Origin of the sequence: Halalkalibacter hemicellulosilyticusJCM 9152, assembly GCF_000513115.1 — a bacterium.
Taxonomy (GTDB): Bacteria; Bacillota; Bacilli; order Bacillales; family Bacillaceae_D; genus Halalkalibacter; species Halalkalibacter hemicellulosilyticus.
In genome coordinates this window covers 50,876-67,176 of sequence record NZ_BAUU01000014.1, presented here as the reverse complement: position 1 = coordinate 67,176, position 16,301 = coordinate 50,876, and the positions used below count along the sequence as shown (strand labels likewise).

The following is a 16,301-nucleotide window of genomic DNA, read 5'->3' as shown; positions in this document are numbered from 1 at the left end:
AAAAAAATCACTCATGAACACGATCATAAGTGATTTTTTCTTATTATTTTAAAGCATAAGCGATAGTCGACATAAGCGCTAGTTCTGGTTGAGTTGAATCAAGTCGGCTGTATTGAACGATAATCGGTTCATCACTTTCGACTTCTATCGCATAAGGTACGCCTACTGGAATTTTCTCACCGTCTAATGATAGTTCACTAGTTCGAATATGCTTTGTCCGTTTTGCTGGTACTTCGTAAGCGATTTTCTCTAATGGTGGACGATCCTCGAAATAAATCGTTATGGCTAATTGTGCCTTTCTCTCCTGGCAGTTTAAAACACAAATCGATTCATGGCTCAATAAATCATTTGTACTCTCTGGAGGAATATATCCGTCCGGAATATACCATATCGTTTCGCCCTTTTGCATGTTAAATCTTCCTTTCTATTAAAACTTTATTGATTAACGGGTCTTCTTTGAATTAAGTCAGTAGGTGTTAAACCAGTAAATTTTTTAAACGTTGTCGTGAAGTAAGCAGGGTTTCCAAATCCAACCTTCTCAGATACTTCATAGATTAAATAATTTCCCTCTTGAAGCATTTTCTTGGCCCTCTCCATCCGTATTCGAGTAATATAATTTTTAAATGATTCCCCTACAATATTTTTAAAAATTTGTCCAAGATAATTACGAGAAATATACAATTCATTCGCAATATCTTGTAACGTAATGTTCTCACTTAAATGTTCATTTACATACTCAACAATTTGTTCAACTAACTGCCTATGTTTCTTATTTTCATCCCAGCTTTGATGGATACAAATTTGTTTTGTTTTTTTCTCTATAAATTGCTGTAGCTCAGTCCAATTTGTTAACACTGATAATTCATAGATTAAATCTTTATTTTCGGGCAAAATTTCCGATAAATTCATTCCAATATCATGTAATGAATACGTCATTATGGTCCACATTTCAATCCCAAGTCTTACTGCAGCAGCTTGATGATAAGGTTGATCTTTAAGCTTTTCAAAAAATGATAAAATAACATGACGGGCTGCTGTTTCATCAGCATGTCGAATCGCTTCAGAAAGCTTTTGGCTAACCTCCATACCATTTGTCCATAGTGCATTCGTGACAATTGCTTTTTCACTTAATGGTGATACAGAAGTCGGTATGACTGTACGTTCTAGTGCAGCTTTCATTGAGTCTTGTAGCTGCTCCCAATTAGATAGAATAGAACCAATGCTTACATTCACCTTCACTTGCAGAAAAGACTGAATACTATTTTCGATTTTTTGGGCTATATTGTGTAAGCTGTCCATAAACAATTCTGAATCTTGTTCACTATGAATCGTTAGAATCCCTTGAAACAAATGAACTTCGAAATATTGGAAATCACTAAATGTTTCTTCCATTAGATCATTAATGATATTGTTACACGCAAACCGAAATAAATTCCAATCCGAATGATAGAATGACGTATTTTGCAACGGTTCATCATACGTTATAGCTAGAACGGCATGGTTTTTATACTTCCATTTTGCGATATAATGTTGAATGCTTTTCGGAACACTTAACACATTCGCTGTACCTGTAACAACCGATTTAACCCATTCTTTTTCAACTAAAGATTCATAAACGACTACCTTATTCTCTAATTCCTCCATTTGCTTTTGCTCAGTTCTCTCATGTTGCAATTGATTGATCATTCTTTCTAACACTTCTGTTATCGTATCTAAGGAAGCTGGTTTAGACAAATAGTCGGCAACATTGAGCCTCATTGCTTGTCTTGCATATTCAAAATCATTGTAACCGCTTAAAATAATGACTTTACTATGCAAGCAATCCTCTTTTAATTCTTGGATCATTTCTAACCCATTTAAGATAGGCATATAAATATCTGTAATCACGATATCTGGCTTCACACGTCTTATTAGATCTTTACCATCCTGACCATTTTTGGCTTCACCAGCCCACTGACAATTTAAGCGCTCCCAAGGAATCACTTTTTTCATCCCTCTTAAAACCTTTTGATCGTCATCAATAATGACCACTTGCCACATATAAAGACCCCCTTTATGATGTTCCATGTATTTGACCATCTTCATCCTTTTGTTTAGGTAATTGAATCGTAACAATCACACCACCTTGATCACGGTTCTTAACAAAAACATTCGCCTCATCACCATAATACACATCTAGTCTCTCACGAACATTTCGTATGCCATATCCTCCAGTAGGTAACCTTTCATGCTTTACCGGCTTATTTACAAGCCCTATTCCATTATCTACAATTTGTAAGGTAATATGATCGTCGTGCTCTTGAATATCGATAGTAATGTACCCTTTTCGACCATCTTGAAAACCGTGAATAATGGCATTTTCAACAAATGGTTGAAGCGTTAATTTTGGTATTAAGTAGTAACGGACTTGGTCACTCACATTCATTTCATAATCTAGTTGATCTTCTAGTTGGATTTTTTGCAATTGTAAATAATACTCTAAATAATTTAATTCATTTTCAATTGTAATAATACTAGCCCCTTTTGAAAGGCCTATCCTTAACATCTTTCCTAATAATTCGAGCATTTTGCTCATGTCATGATCGCCACGCTCAATCGCTATCCAATTCAATTGGTCTAACGTATTATAGAGAAAATGAGGATTAATATTTGCTTGAAGTGCTTTAATTTCAGCCTCACGTTGCCTTTTATTTTGTTCATCCAATGATTCGTAAAGGACTTTAGAGCGGTTCATCAAATCTTGAAACCCATTAAACAACTGCCCAAATTCATTATTATAATCTTTCGGAAATCTCGGAATCGGCTGAGTCACTTCATAACGCTTCATTACATTAGCCAAGTGTAAGATAGGCTTCGTAAAGCTCCTCGTTAACAGTAGTGTATAAACAAACGCAATGAGTAATGCAAAAACACCGATTAAAATTAAAAACTTCATCATCTCTCTACTTGGCGCAATAATTTGTTCATATGGAGTCATTTCCATAAGGGTCCAATTAACCGGTTTAATCGAAGTTGCAACAATATATTGACCATCATGGCGAATTTGAAATGTTGCTTCACCTTCATCCATTTCTTCCTTTGCTTTTTCTAGTTTTGAGTATACCTTTTCATCTAATTCGATTTCACTTGTACTCGCCAATGTTACTCCATTTTGATTTAATAGAGAGATTCGTCCTCCTTCACTATAACCGAACAACCAGCCTTGAACGGTATATGGATCTAAATTAATAATGATGACAGATTGGAGTTCACCACGCGATGTATTAATTTTTCTGCCGTAGCTTATAACAGAAGTTTCGCCACCTACCATCTCAACTTGTCGTGGCCCTAGCCATGCTGAACTAATATCTTGAATAGATGTGTACCAACTTTCATCTTCTATTACACTCAAATCGTGATATCGTACAGGGTATTGAATATTATCTATTGGTGGTGATGTTAAATAAATTTCAATTGAATGAATAGCTGGAATACTATAAATAATATTTGAAAAGTCCTGTGTAACTGGTGACGTTGAACTTGTAAACCAATGTTGATCAGCTAACATGTCACGAAAGTTTTTTTGCCTTGATAGAACAACAGAATAATCCTCAAACGTCCCTATTTTACTCGTTAAATCATCACTCATTAATTTCAGTTGGCTTTCTTGATACTCATTTGTCGTTTGCAAAAGTCCTGATACGGAATACTGATAACTGACATAAATAATAATGAACAATAACAGAACAATGAATAAAAAGAAACTCCCGAACAATAATTGACGAATTCGATATTTTTTTAATAACATCGAGCTATTCCCCCAGCCCAAAAGCACCAATGAAAGATTTAAAATCGTATATATCAATCGTAGTAACAGAAAAACATCATACTTATATGCTCATACGTCTAATAATTCACCTGTACCTGTTGGTGGGCTTGTCTTTCCTCCATTTTTGCAAAGGCATTTAAAGAAACAACGCATACGAGTGAAATAACAAAACTAATCCCATAGAATATGAGCAACCCTGGGAATGCATAAAGCAAAACAGCGATGATCGCCATTCCAAATAAGAGAAAAAGACAATAATGCACATGTGCAATCCCGATCATTAATGAATAATGAAGGCATTTATTTAAAGGTATATCGTAATGTACATATACAGGGAATATGAACAGAGCCATTACGATAAATAGTACAGCAAAAATCGACACAACTACACCAAAAACCGTCAATTCAAACCCTGTCATAAATGCAAGCAATTGTGTGCTCACAAATAACGTTATCACACCTAAAAGCAGCATTAACCCAATCATATTAGCCTTCCAAAAATCCTTTTTGTAGTGATATATGAATCTTTTCATTAAAGAAAAGTCTTCTTCATGCAATAACCGACGACGTAAAACAGCAAACATCGCAACTGTCGCAGGAGCCACCCGAATATACCTAACCCTAAAATCGTAAATAGAATCCATAACGCATTTAGTAGAGCCAGTCTCATTAACCATTCAAAGAACGTATTAAATCCACTTGAAAACCCTGAAACGTTCATAGACTAGCAACTCCTCGCTTATAAAGTTGTAATCGCTTACAGTAAGTATACTGGATATTGTCGAATATACAAAGATAAAAAATGTTAAATTACTATAAAAAAACAACAGACCTAGCAAAAGTCTGTTGTCACAGATTCTAAAATAAGAATTTAAAATGTGGAAAAAGCTGATGTTGGCAAACTCAAAGGAGAACGGCGGCTCCGCACTCCGCTTTATAGAAAAGATCCTGTCGCGTCTTTCTTATATTAATTTATATTTCGATGTTTTAGAAGTGAAGCAAAAAATACAAGAGCAAGACCTTGTCCCCAGCCTTGGACACGTTTATCTGGAACATCTTTGTAGCCTTGTGCATCATTCATAACAGCCGTACCTGCTGATACATTTAATACCGATCCATCTTCCTTAACCTTCTGTAATAGACCATCTATTGATTTCTGAATATATTTATTATAAAGCTTCCCTCTCACTAGCAAAGACGCTGCAATTCCTGCACTTCCAGAAACCTCATACGGCGAAGTAGGATCTTGGACAATCGTATGCCATAATCCATTATCTGCTTGTAAACGAACAAGCGCACTTTGCTGATCTCGAAGCGATCCGTCAATTATCATATAAGAAGGGTGCTGAACTTCAACAAGTTCAAGTGCTCTTGCCATCGTAATAGCAGCCCAACTATTCCCTCTCGCCCAAAAAATACTCGACATATTGTTTCCTGCTATATTATCCCATCCATGATAATATAGGTCCGTATCATCTGATTGTAAAAAGTTCTCATGACCATGATACTGTTTTAATCCAAATTCAAAATAATCGTTTCGATCTAATAATTTCCCAATTCGTAACAAGAAATAACCGGCCATAAACATCGTATCCACCCATGCTTGCTCAGGAAATTGATATTTCTCTCCATTTACAGTATGCTGCAAAATATCATCATCAAAACGTTCTGCATCGTTTACAAGATATTCGGCCATTTCTGTAGCTACCTCTAAATATTTATCTTCCTTTTTCACCTCGTATAATGTCAATAAAATATGACCGATCGACGATGCATTGACCGTTAATTTAGGAAGACCATCCTCTAACTCTTCATCGATCCACTCTTTAACTAAATCAATGTATTTTTCTTCTCCCGTTACTTCATATGCTTCTGTTACTCCATAAAAAGCCACACCACCAGGCCAATCCCAACTAAAATCCATTTTAAACGTACGATCAACGATTCGATCAATAACCTCTTTTACGTGCTGTTCATCAAAACTCAATTGTGGCACCATAACCCCTCCTAATAAACGTCTTATTAAGGTGGATGAACACTCGTTTCAAGTTCCAACCACCCTCCGTTTCTCCTAGTATCCTTCCAACTTACACACATCTCTTTTTATTTCAAGCCTGTCGTCGCTATTCCTTGAACTAAATACTTCTGGAAAAAAGCGAATAAAATAAATTGTGGAACTAATGATAGTGAGCTCATGGCAAGTAAAGGTCCCCAGTTTGTATTACCATCGGCATCCATAAAATTCCGTAATCCGATTGTGACCGTATGCAAATCAGCACTATTTAAATATATTAATGGAGCTAAGAAATCATCCCAAGTCCACATAAAGGCAAATAACGCAACTGTAACGAGCGCCGGTTTAAGCAACGGCAAAATAATTCTCCAGAAAACACCAAATGTTGAGCAACCATCGACAATTGCTGCTTCATCCAATTCTCTTGGAATACCACGGATAAACTGAATTAAGAGGAATATGAAAAATGGTGTTCCTCCTAAAAAGGCTGGTACAATGAGCGGATAAAACGTATTAACCCATCCAATATTATGAAACATCACGTATTGAGGAATCATCGTTACTTGCATTGGCAACATAATCGTCCCCATCAAACAAGCAAATAAAACCCCTTTGAATTTAAAGTTCAGCCTCGCAAACCCATATGCGACGATACTACTAGAACAAATAGCACCAACTACAACAAGTGATGTAACAATCGCTGAGTTTCGAAAGAACACATCAAATCCTGTTCGACCAAATCCTTCCCACCCTATTGGATAGTTCTCCCACATAAACACACTAGGAAGAAGCGAAATGGCATTGTTGAAAATTTCCTCTGCCGGTTTTAATGAACTTGCAAACATCCACAAAATGGGGTAGATCATTAAAAAACCAAAGGCAGTAACAAAGACATAATAGATGACATCTTTTAGAAGACGCTTATTTTCCATGATTAACGTCCTCCTTCCGATTCATAATAAACCCAATATTTAGACGTTTGAAATAAAATGACCGTAATTATCCCAATCACAACTAACAGAATCCACGCCATTGCAGATGCATAACCCATTCGTAAATATTCAAATGCTACTTCATATAAATATAATGCATAGAACAAGGTTGAATCCATCGGTCCCCCGTTTGTGATGAGATAAGCTTGTGTAAATGTCATAAACCCACCGATCGTTTGCATTACTAAATTAAAGAAAATTACAGGTGTTAACATTGGAAGTGTTATTTTCCAAAAGCGAACAAACGAATTAGCTCCATCGACACTCGCTGCCTCATAAAGCTCTTGAGGTATTTGTCTTAAGCCTGCTAAGAAAATAATTAACGGTGAACCGAATTGCCAAACAACGAGTATAATGAGCACAGATAGCGCTGTATCTGGATTACCGATCCAGTTTGTCCCTACAAAACCTAACGATTGAACAAACTCATTAATTGCACCATTGCGACCAAATAATTGCCTCCAAACAACCGCAATAGCAACACTTCCTCCAATAATCGACGGTATATAATAAATCGTTGTAAACAATCCTGTCCCTTTTCGACCAGTATTAAATAGCATCGCAAGCAAGAGAGCAAAAATTAATTTTAACGGAACCGATACAAATACAAAAATAAAGGTCACTTCCAATGATGTGCGAAAACGCGGATCACTAGTTAAAACGTTCATATAATTTTGAATGCCAATCCAATCCGGACTTGAAAGTAAATCATAATTAGTGAATGATAAATAGAGAGAAACGATCATTGGTCCTAAAATTAAAACAATAAACCCGATTAACCAAGGAGAAATAATCGCATAACCTGTTAATGTGTTTTTTAAAGCTTTTCTTTTTTCTAGTTTTTTCGTATGCTCGTCCAGCTCATTTGAGCTTAGCTGTACCTTTGTTACTTCTTCAGGCTTAGCATGATCGCTCATACCTCCTCTTTTAAGAAAAAGGAGCGCTCAAAAAGGAACGAGCCCTCCCCACTTCCTTTAATTCAATACATTCTCAGCTTCTTGCATAAATTGTACGGCTGCTTCCTCAGGTGTAATTCGATCGTATTTCAATGTTTCGACTACACGTAAGAATGAACCACGAACTTCAGTTTCTCCTGGAGGAGATAATGGATCTGCAGGACTTGTATAATCTGCTACAAGCTCTAAAAATTCAAATGTCTCTTGAACAGGCCCCTCAACCATTGGCGCTAAATGATCGCGTACTGCTGAAGAAATTGGTACACCTCGATCAGCTTGCAAAATTTCATTCGCTTCTAAACTATTTGTAAAGAAATCAATAAATAACGCTGCTGCTTCTTGTTCTTGAGAATGTGACGAAATGGAAAATGACATGCTTGGACGAATCCAATTTCCGTGTTGCCCTCCTTCAAGAGATGGTAATATCGTTAACCCTAAGTCAGCATCAGTTGTTTGAGAAACACCGATGATTTGATTACTTGCAGCCATTTGCATAGCAGCTGAATTGTCAGCTAGCATTGCATTTCCACCATCAATATAATCCATCGTAATATCATGTGATGGTGCTGCCCCTTCATTGACCATATCTTGAATAAGTGTGAAGAAATCGACTAACACCTCTTCCTCAAATCCAAGTCCAGTACCTTCTTCATTAAAGACAGATTGTCCATGTTGGCGCGCATACGTAAAGAACATTTCAAATTCTGCATTTGCTAAATCAAAACCGTAAAAATCTCCATCAGCGTTTGCTGCAATTTCAAGCATGGCATCAACCATTTCTTCATACGTATAACCAGGCTCAAGTGTAATTCCATGTTCTTCAAACATATCACGATTGTAAATCGTTGCTAGTGCGTTTGCTCCTAGAGAAACCGCTAATACTCGATCGCCATCATGATTAATCTCTTGGTAAACATCATCTACGTCATCTAAATTAATCGTTCCATCTGCAATAAATGGTGCTAAATCGACTAATAAATCTCGACTAATATACTCATTTAATTGTGAATTATCCATATTAATAACGTCAGGTAAGTTAGAACCAGCCGCTTGTGTATTTAATCGCTCCCAATATCCGTCCCATCCTGTATACTCAGGCTCTACCGAAATATGAGGATACTCTTCTTCAAATAGATCAATCGCTTCAAGTGTCATATCGTGGCGCTCTTGTCCCCCCCACCAAGCAACTCGAATCGTCACATCTCCTTGTTCACCGTCATTTGCTGCTGATTCATCGCCGTCATCTGCTGGCGCTTCCTCTGCACCTCCATCACTAGCGTCATCGCCACCAGTGTCAGAGCTACATCCAACGACAACAAGTAACATCGCCAAGATCATTAACAATAGGAATTTCGACATTTTCATCTTCATTTTGTTACCCCCTATTTCAATATTGTAAGTGCTTACATCAACTATTATAGAGACTTATTTTATGAGATGATAGATAACAAACGTTAAATATATTTTGAAAATCAACAAAATTTAGGAACAATGATGACCAGTTTACAAACTAAATTCAACTTTAATTTTCTTATTGTTTGGTCGTATGATGAAAAATCCTTTCTTTCAAAAATATCGAAAAGTCGACAAAGGTTAGCGCTTTGTCGACTTTTCTTATAACTCAAATTTAATTATCATAACAAATGACTTGATACATCTAATTCAAATAATAGCTTCTCACGTCTAGCACTATAAACAAAAATAACATTTTCTTTTGTCTCAACGACCGGTACTTCTTCCCAGCTGTCTTCGGTTGATTTTGGTTCCCCGTATACGGCATTAATAAACATACTGTATCCTTTTCCACATTGTGCTATCGCAGTTGGAATAACGGTACGTGAATTTATTACATTCGTATTAGAATGAGGATGCACAAGTGTTGTGTGGCCATTTCCACTCAAATGTTTGATCCCACTCCATCCTAATGTCGTTTTGGCTAATACTTCATTGCGGCTTTCTTCAATAGTTATCTGTTCTTCCCCATAAGGTTCAAATGGTTTTCCTAATGCAAAACCACCATCAGCAACATCAATATCCCTATTACTATTTATCACATGAATACGAAGGTGCCAAGGTGCTCCTACAACGAGCCACGTTTTTATGACAACATCGTCCCAAGGCTTCCATTTCGTATAGATATAATTTTCTTCAAGTACCCATTCTTCGCTCTTTCTTTTTACTCGATAAAGGTTATCCCTTTCACTTACTGCAAGCATAGAGTCAAATGCCCCTTGTCCTAATCCCCACTCGGCTCTCGGTACGCTAAATCCAAAATGGTTGGAATAAACAAATTTTTCATATTTAGCAGAAGTGTGTGTATGTTCATTTGTTGAGTGATGGCCACTATTAAACGCTAATACGTGACCTACTTCATCTTGGCGACAAATCGTTAAGTGTGCTGATCTTTGTAATAATGTTTGCTTTAAACGTGGAAGAGATTGTTCCTCAGCCTTCCAAAAGAGATGGTCCTGATCAAGTGCTAAAATTAAAAAGGCTTTCAAACCCCAATATGGTGAGCCAGGAGAATTGTAGTTCTCCGCCATAATTAAATTCGGGTATGTATATCCAATACTTAACGTTCCATCTGCAAGTAAAATCGGCTGATCTAACCACCACCGTATGTGCCTAAGGATGATCCCTTTCATCACATTAATCGAAAACGCATCGACCTCTGCAAAGACCATAGCACTCCAAAACGATACTTGAGCAAACCGATACGTTAAACTACGACCATAAGGGATGGCAGAGCGTCATTCGAAAACCAATGAATAAAATCTTTTGCAAATAAACGAGCTCTTTCTTTATACTTATGTGAACGTGTAGGATCTTCCTTCTCCATCCATTTCGCATAGAGCAAACAATAATAATGGATTGCAAATGAAGTATAATAGTCACAATGACCACCGACACCATCGGAATACCAGCCGTTATGAAGATAATAGTCTTCTATTCGATCTAAATGCCGCTCCATCTGATTTTCGTCATACGATACTCCTATCCTTTTCAAACCAAGGTTTACAACAACTAAAAAGAGAAGCCAATTACAATCATGAGCTTTATACGAATGAATTTGTGAAAGCCAATTCACAAGGTTTCTTTTTTCTCCCTCATTTAATGGATCGTATAAATTTTCTGGTGTGATTGCTAATGTTAACCCATAAGCAGCCATTTCTACAATTTTTTGATCGTAATCAGTAATACATCCCCAAAATTCTTCATGATCAGGATTTGTTCCATTTTTAATACCTTGGAGAATGGAATCCCAATGCTCATACTCTCCTCCCCCAGCTACTAAAGGTGCAATCCCCCACAAAGGCCTTGAAAACCCTTCCATAAGTGCTGTTGATTGAGAATAGCTTGCGCCTGTGTTTCCTATATGAACATGCGCAAAGTCTGGACTACATTTCTCCATTAAAGGTTCACATAATTGCTTGACTGCTTGTTGAATATCAACTCTCGTTTTAAGTGAGTTATCATGGATGGCTAAAGGGAATTTTCTCATCAATCATTCCTCCATTTACGTAATATAGATAGTTATCAACTATGAAACCCATTTCATTTGTTCAATCTTATAGGATTGAACATTCTAACGTCAACTAGTTTTTTACTTTTTTCAGAAGTTAATAATGGGTTAGGAAATGTTGGCTTCATTGTTACATTTCATTTAAACTATATTAGATGGCTTAATGGGAAGGTGGACGTATACATTGAAGGTTCAATGGACAAATGTTGTTGCAATCGGAGTCGGAGCAGCAATTGGAACTATAAGTCGGTACGGACTGAACTTATTTACATTGGAGACAGGCTATCCTTTTGGAACGCTTATTGAAAATCTATTCGGAAGCTTTCTATTAGGTTTTTTAACGGCTTGGTTTTTACTTTTTATTCCTAAGGAATGGGTGAAACTCGGGTTAGGTGTTGGCTTGTGTGGTGGTTTTACAACGATGTCGACATTAGCAGGAGATGCGATCTTTTTATTTACTACTTTTTCTAGTTTTGATGCAATTATTTACATATTTGGTTCAATGATAGGTGGTATCCTATTTGCCCTACTCGGGTTCGAATTAGCAAGAAGAATTTCCGGTAAATCGATCCGATTAAAAAAGCATGAGGTGAAGCGCGGATGAACTTGATTTTATTAGCCATTAGTGGCGCCTTAGGGGCTATTTCACGTTATTTAGTAGGTTTATACATGATGGAGCGTTTTCCGAACCCGCCTATCCCTATTGCTATGTTGTGTGTGAATACGATTGGCTCTTTTGGACTTGGTTTCTTCTTTTCATTTTACTTTAGTCAGCTACCTATTGGGGCTTATGAAGACCCTTATTACCTCTTTATCGGAATCGGTTTTTTTGGTGCTTTTACAACCTTTTCTACTTATAGTGTTGAAGCGATGCAACTATATAAGCAAAAGAAATGGAAAGAACTAGTATTATATGTTTCATTTAGTATTTTCGGCTCCATTCTCTTTTTCCTAATTGGATTCACCGTATTTCGTTTTTGAGGCTGGGGTATATCTTACTTCTTTCCCAGCCTTCAAACCCTTATCCTAAGACTGCCTCAATCCACACTTTCGTCATTAGCATGTCCCCTAATGAATTCATATGTACACCATCTGTCGTTAATGGCATCTCACTTTGTGATTCTAAATAACTAACAAACGCTTGATGAGTAGGGACGACTATAGCTTCAAACTCCTCAGCAACTTCATGGACAACTTGAACATAAGCTTTTAACAGTTGATTACCTTCAGCTAGTAGGTCTTCTTCAATAATCGTTGGCTCCATTAAGATGATCGTCGCATTCGTGTTTTCTTTTACTTCCGTTAAGATTTTAACATAAATTTCTTTATATCGGTCAGGAAATACTTGCTCCATTTCAGGGTGATCAATCTGTCGCCATACATCATTAACTCCTATTGAAACAGAAAGGTAATCAGGCTTTAGATCAATCACATCTTCTTTCCATCGAGCCTCTAAATCCGAGATTCGATTTCCGCTTACACCTTTATTTAAAACTTGAAGGGATTTATTAGGATTCGTGACATGTAAATAATCCCTTATTAACCTTACATATCCCCACCCAAGCATTTCATTGTCCTCTTTCCGACCTGAATCTGTGATGCTGTCACCAATAAATAAAATACGATCTTTACTATTAAATTGCATTCTACTCCTCCTCCTCATTTGTAAGACTACATACTTACGATCATTAGCATAATCGGAACGGTCACGATACTTAATACCGTTGTAACTAATGTACTAAATGAAACAAGGTCCGGCTCTGTGTCAAATTGTAAAGCAAACATGGTCGTATTCGCTGCTGACGGCATGGCAGCTAATACAATTAGTATACTTGCTAATGGTTGATCAATTTGCAATAACAGAATAATTCCATAAGCAACGACAGGTGAAATAATCGTTCTCATCAAAACGATGAAGCTCAATTCCTTCATAGCTACTTGCTTACGTTTGATTAGCGCCAATTGCATACCGAGTACAATCATGATCGTAGGTATCGTTGCATCTGCAATCATATCAATGGATTGGTACAATTGAATCGGGATATTTAATTGCAGCAATTGGCATGCTAAGCCGAGTAATGCACCATAAATTAATGGCATACGTATAACTTTAATAAAAGCTTGCTTCATCGTATTTCCTTCGTGGCTCCCTCTAGCTGCATAATATAATCCGATTGTACTCATTAAAAAAGATTGAATGACCATCATGATAACCGCATAATCAAATCCAATTGTTCCATAAGCAAACAATATAATAGGTACTCCATAATTCCCACTATTCATAAATACTCCAGTAAGAACAAAAGCTGATACTTGAGAGTCGCTTGATTTCATGATCTTTCCTGCAACAAAGGAAACAACAATTAATCCAAGACAAAGAAGTAAACAAAAGGCAAAAATATAAAAATAGTTGATTGTTACAGGATTCATATAAAAGGTACGAAATGCTAGGAACGGTGACATTAAATAAATCGCTAATACAGATATCGGTTTCGGATCAAACCCAATCACCTTTTGTCCAAGAAACCCAACAGCAAATATTAAAAAAGCTGGTAACACAATTAACAAAAAACTCATTCAAAGGACCCCTAACTAAGTAACTCAATACGTTGTTTATTATCAATCAAATTTCCCCACTAAAAAGCGGAGGCTCTATTTGATTCATAAGCCTCCTCTTTCTTTGAAGGCCACTTAAAAAGTTGATTTATCCTTTTTCAGTGGTCTTTGATTTTCATGTTAGCATTCTATTTGTTTAAATAACGCATCATATGCGTTGGATGTCTTAACCCAAAGCTGTTCTGATTCTTGATCTTCAGGTATTTGAGTGAGTACTTCTTGCGTTATAGAACCTTGGTAACCAATAGACTGAAGTTGCTTTAATAATTTAACAAGGTTGATAACCCCTTCTCCAGGGTATAAACGATCATGATCTAACACTTCCGATACAGGAATACTTTTTGCATCATTAATATGGACATGGACAATTTTTTTCACATCAAGCTGATTTAATTCGGCAAAATCAAGCCCAGTTGTGTAACAATGATAAGCGTCAATTAACAAGCCCACATTCGACTTACCTATTGCTTCTATTAAATCGATGGTTTCAGACATCGTCCAAATAAATGGATATTTCCACGTAGTACGCAGATGATGAGGACCGACAAATTCTAATCCAAATTTCATGTCGTACTCATTTAAGATAACAGCACACGTACGAAAACGTCGAACCGCTCTTGCCATAAATGCTGCTGGTGGGTAATCAGTAGACGGTAATATATACGTTGCACATAAGCGACAGCCTAAGGCTGACGCAACTTCAGCTTCTCGAATAAATGACGATAAACCTGTTTTAAACTCCTCTTCCTCACGTCTCCACTCAACTGATAAGCCAATTGCTCCGATTTGAATGTTATACTTTCTTAAAAACGCTTGTGCTTCCTCCAATCCAATTTCTTCCACCCAATGAACGAGCTCATTTCCACTCGTATCAACTGATTCAAAACCATACTTAGACGCGTTTACAATGAATTCTTCAATTGTTCCAACATCGCCTAAACCGGCATTGGAGACTCCTTTTAACATATTATTCACCTTCAATATCCCAATTTAATTGCACTTCACGTCCGGTTTGAGAAGACTCATAAATTGCACTTAAAATTAAATTATTCGTATAGCCTGTTAAAGCGTTTGAAATTGGCTCTTTTCCTTCACGAATACATTCAACAAAATGTTGACTTAAACGAAGTCGATCCCCTTCTTCTTCTTCCACTGCCTCTAAATCAACTTCAATTGTCTCGTCAAACCTTTCAGTTAGAAACTTACCTTTATTCCCTCGAATCGATGCGCCCCCTTCACTTCCTAATACATGAACAAATGGTTGGCTATCTGTATCCATATGAACAGCCCAACTTACATCCAATGTGAGTGTACTACCGTCCTCCATTTTAATAAAGGCAGATGCTAAATCCTCTACATCATATGTCCCATCCCAATTTGGTTTCCCCCATGTACCAATTCCTTTCTTTTTTGGTCCGAACTCAGCATAGGTCGAACCGAATACCGAAACCGGTTTAGGATTGCCCATCAAATACAAAGACAAATCTAATAAATGCACACCGATGTCAATAAGTGGGCCTCCACCGGACTCGTTTTTCTGTGTGAACCACGTTCCCCACCCTGGTATTCCTTTACGTCTAAACCAGCCTGCTTTCGCATGGTAGATCGATCCCAGTTCACCACGATTAATTTGATCCTTCACTTGTAGGGCAATAGATTCCCATCTCATTTGGTGAGGAATCATGAGTACTTTACCAGTTTGCCGTTGAGTAAGTAAGATTTCTTTTGCATCACGTTCATTAATTGCCATTGGCTTCTCTAACATGACATGCTTCCCTGCTTTTAATGCCTGGATTGCAAGGGGAGCATGATATTTATTTGGAACGGCCACAATGATTGCGTCTAATTCCTCATCGGCAATTAATTCGTCTGCTGTTTCATACACCCGCTCAATCCCATACTCCTCAGCTCTAGATTGAGCCATCGGGAGAAAGACATCAGTAATCGCTTTCAATTCAACCTCTTGCTTAAGTCGATCGAATACGCGTAAGTGAACATTCCCGATATTCCCTGCTCCTATTACGCCTACTGTTAATTTAGTTGTCATTTTAATTACCTCCTTATATCATTCTACTACTTATTTTAATATGAACCTAGAAAGAAGTCTCGCTAATTTTTTAACATCTCTTTTTTACAATAATTACCGATACATTTTATTTTCTGCAAATGATTTCTTCTCCATTTTCTCCACGAACACCCAATCACCCTTTACCTTAACTACATATATTGATACTGAAATCAAGTTAAAGGAGGCTAATAACATGAGTCATTATGGCGGTGGATTTGCGCTACTAGTCGTATTGTTCATTTTACTTGTTATTGTTGGAGCAGCTTATATTTGTTAGGATCTTCAACAATAAATGAGGGATGAGCGTTATATGTTCATCCCTTT

The 16,301-nt window shown here is 37.0% G+C and carries 17 protein-coding genes; 3 read left to right on the top strand and 14 right to left on the bottom strand.

Annotation, left to right across the window (positions count from 1 at the left end; translation table 11 throughout):
* Window positions 1–43: 43 nt before the first annotated feature.
* The 10 genes from JCM9152_RS10410 to JCM9152_RS23670 form a co-directional block, all read right to left on the bottom strand.
* Window positions 44–409 carry a sensory rhodopsin transducer gene (locus JCM9152_RS10410; protein ID WP_035343931.1) on the bottom strand — a complete coding sequence of 122 codons (366 nt, stop codon included), beginning with the start codon at window positions 407–409 and terminating at the stop codon, window positions 44–46.
* A gap of 26 nt (window positions 410–435) precedes the next feature.
* On the bottom strand, window positions 436–2,040 hold the full coding sequence (locus tag JCM9152_RS10405; RefSeq protein WP_052015836.1) for a response regulator transcription factor: 1,605 nt from the start codon (window positions 2,038–2,040) through the stop codon (window positions 436–438).
* A 13-nt stretch (window positions 2,041–2,053) separates the two neighbouring features.
* Window positions 2,054–3,787 carry a sensor histidine kinase gene (locus JCM9152_RS10400; protein ID WP_035343927.1) on the bottom strand — a complete coding sequence of 578 codons (1,734 nt, stop codon included), beginning with the start codon at window positions 3,785–3,787 and terminating at the stop codon, window positions 2,054–2,056.
* Between the two features lie 98 nt (window positions 3,788–3,885).
* Complete coding sequence (locus JCM9152_RS10395; RefSeq protein WP_035343925.1) at window positions 3,886–4,413, bottom strand: YesL family protein; 528 nt, start codon at window positions 4,411–4,413, stop codon at window positions 3,886–3,888.
* A gap of 362 nt (window positions 4,414–4,775) precedes the next feature.
* Entirely contained in the window at window positions 4,776–5,804 is a 1,029-nt protein-coding gene (locus JCM9152_RS10390; RefSeq protein ID WP_035343922.1) for a glycoside hydrolase family 88/105 protein, read from the bottom strand.
* Window positions 5,805–5,911: 107 nt separating this feature from the next.
* Entirely contained in the window at window positions 5,912–6,754 is an 843-nt protein-coding gene (locus JCM9152_RS10385; protein ID WP_035343920.1) for a carbohydrate ABC transporter permease, read from the bottom strand.
* Between the two features lie 2 nt (window positions 6,755–6,756).
* On the bottom strand, window positions 6,757–7,731 hold the full coding sequence (locus tag JCM9152_RS10380) for a carbohydrate ABC transporter permease (protein ID WP_162831722.1): 975 nt from the start codon (window positions 7,729–7,731) through the stop codon (window positions 6,757–6,759).
* A 57-nt stretch (window positions 7,732–7,788) separates the two neighbouring features.
* On the bottom strand, window positions 7,789–9,141 hold the full coding sequence (locus JCM9152_RS10375; RefSeq protein WP_035343918.1) for an ABC transporter substrate-binding protein: 1,353 nt from the start codon (window positions 9,139–9,141) through the stop codon (window positions 7,789–7,791).
* A gap of 263 nt (window positions 9,142–9,404) precedes the next feature.
* Window positions 9,405–10,454, bottom strand: a complete 1,050-nt coding sequence (locus tag JCM9152_RS23675) for a DUF2264 C-terminal domain-containing protein (protein ID WP_052015834.1) — start codon at window positions 10,452–10,454, stop codon at window positions 9,405–9,407.
* Between the two features lie 35 nt (window positions 10,455–10,489).
* Window positions 10,490–11,272 carry a DUF2264 domain-containing protein gene (locus tag JCM9152_RS23670; protein WP_052015832.1) on the bottom strand — a complete coding sequence of 261 codons (783 nt, stop codon included), beginning with the start codon at window positions 11,270–11,272 and terminating at the stop codon, window positions 10,490–10,492.
* 205 nt (window positions 11,273–11,477) lie between these two features.
* On the opposite strand from JCM9152_RS23670, the gene JCM9152_RS10365 reads away from it, so the two are divergent.
* Together JCM9152_RS10365 and crcB are read left to right on the top strand one after the other, a co-directional pair.
* On the top strand, window positions 11,478–11,897 hold the full coding sequence (locus tag JCM9152_RS10365; RefSeq protein ID WP_235715685.1) for a fluoride efflux transporter FluC: 420 nt from the start codon (window positions 11,478–11,480) through the stop codon (window positions 11,895–11,897).
* Window positions 11,894–12,274: a fluoride efflux transporter CrcB gene (crcB, locus tag JCM9152_RS10360; protein ID WP_035343914.1), complete on the top strand. Its 381-nt coding sequence runs from the start codon at window positions 11,894–11,896 to the stop codon at window positions 12,272–12,274. The genes JCM9152_RS10365 and crcB overlap by 4 nt, the downstream gene beginning before the upstream one ends.
* A gap of 40 nt (window positions 12,275–12,314) precedes the next feature.
* On the opposite strand, the gene JCM9152_RS10355 is transcribed toward crcB, so the two are convergent.
* The 4 genes from JCM9152_RS10355 to JCM9152_RS10340 all read right to left on the bottom strand — a co-directional run bounded on the left by JCM9152_RS10355 (window position 12,315) and on the right by JCM9152_RS10340 (window position 15,962).
* Entirely contained in the window at window positions 12,315–12,938 is a 624-nt protein-coding gene (locus JCM9152_RS10355; protein WP_035343912.1) for an SGNH/GDSL hydrolase family protein, read from the bottom strand.
* Between the two features lie 26 nt (window positions 12,939–12,964).
* Window positions 12,965–13,870 carry an AEC family transporter gene (locus JCM9152_RS10350; RefSeq protein WP_035343910.1) on the bottom strand — a complete coding sequence of 302 codons (906 nt, stop codon included), beginning with the start codon at window positions 13,868–13,870 and terminating at the stop codon, window positions 12,965–12,967.
* A gap of 159 nt (window positions 13,871–14,029) precedes the next feature.
* Window positions 14,030–14,875, bottom strand: coding sequence for a sugar phosphate isomerase/epimerase family protein (locus JCM9152_RS10345; protein WP_035343908.1), 846 nt, complete (start codon window positions 14,873–14,875; stop codon window positions 14,030–14,032).
* A gap of 1 nt (window position 14,876) precedes the next feature.
* Window positions 14,877–15,962 carry a Gfo/Idh/MocA family protein gene (locus JCM9152_RS10340; RefSeq protein WP_035343906.1) on the bottom strand — a complete coding sequence of 362 codons (1,086 nt, stop codon included), beginning with the start codon at window positions 15,960–15,962 and terminating at the stop codon, window positions 14,877–14,879.
* Window positions 15,963–16,170: 208 nt separating this feature from the next.
* Here JCM9152_RS10340 and JCM9152_RS22330 point away from each other — a divergent pair, with 208 nt between their 5' ends.
* Window positions 16,171–16,254, top strand: a complete 84-nt coding sequence (locus JCM9152_RS22330) for a YjcZ family sporulation protein (RefSeq protein WP_035343904.1) — start codon at window positions 16,171–16,173, stop codon at window positions 16,252–16,254.
* Window positions 16,255–16,301: the final 47 nt, after the last annotated feature.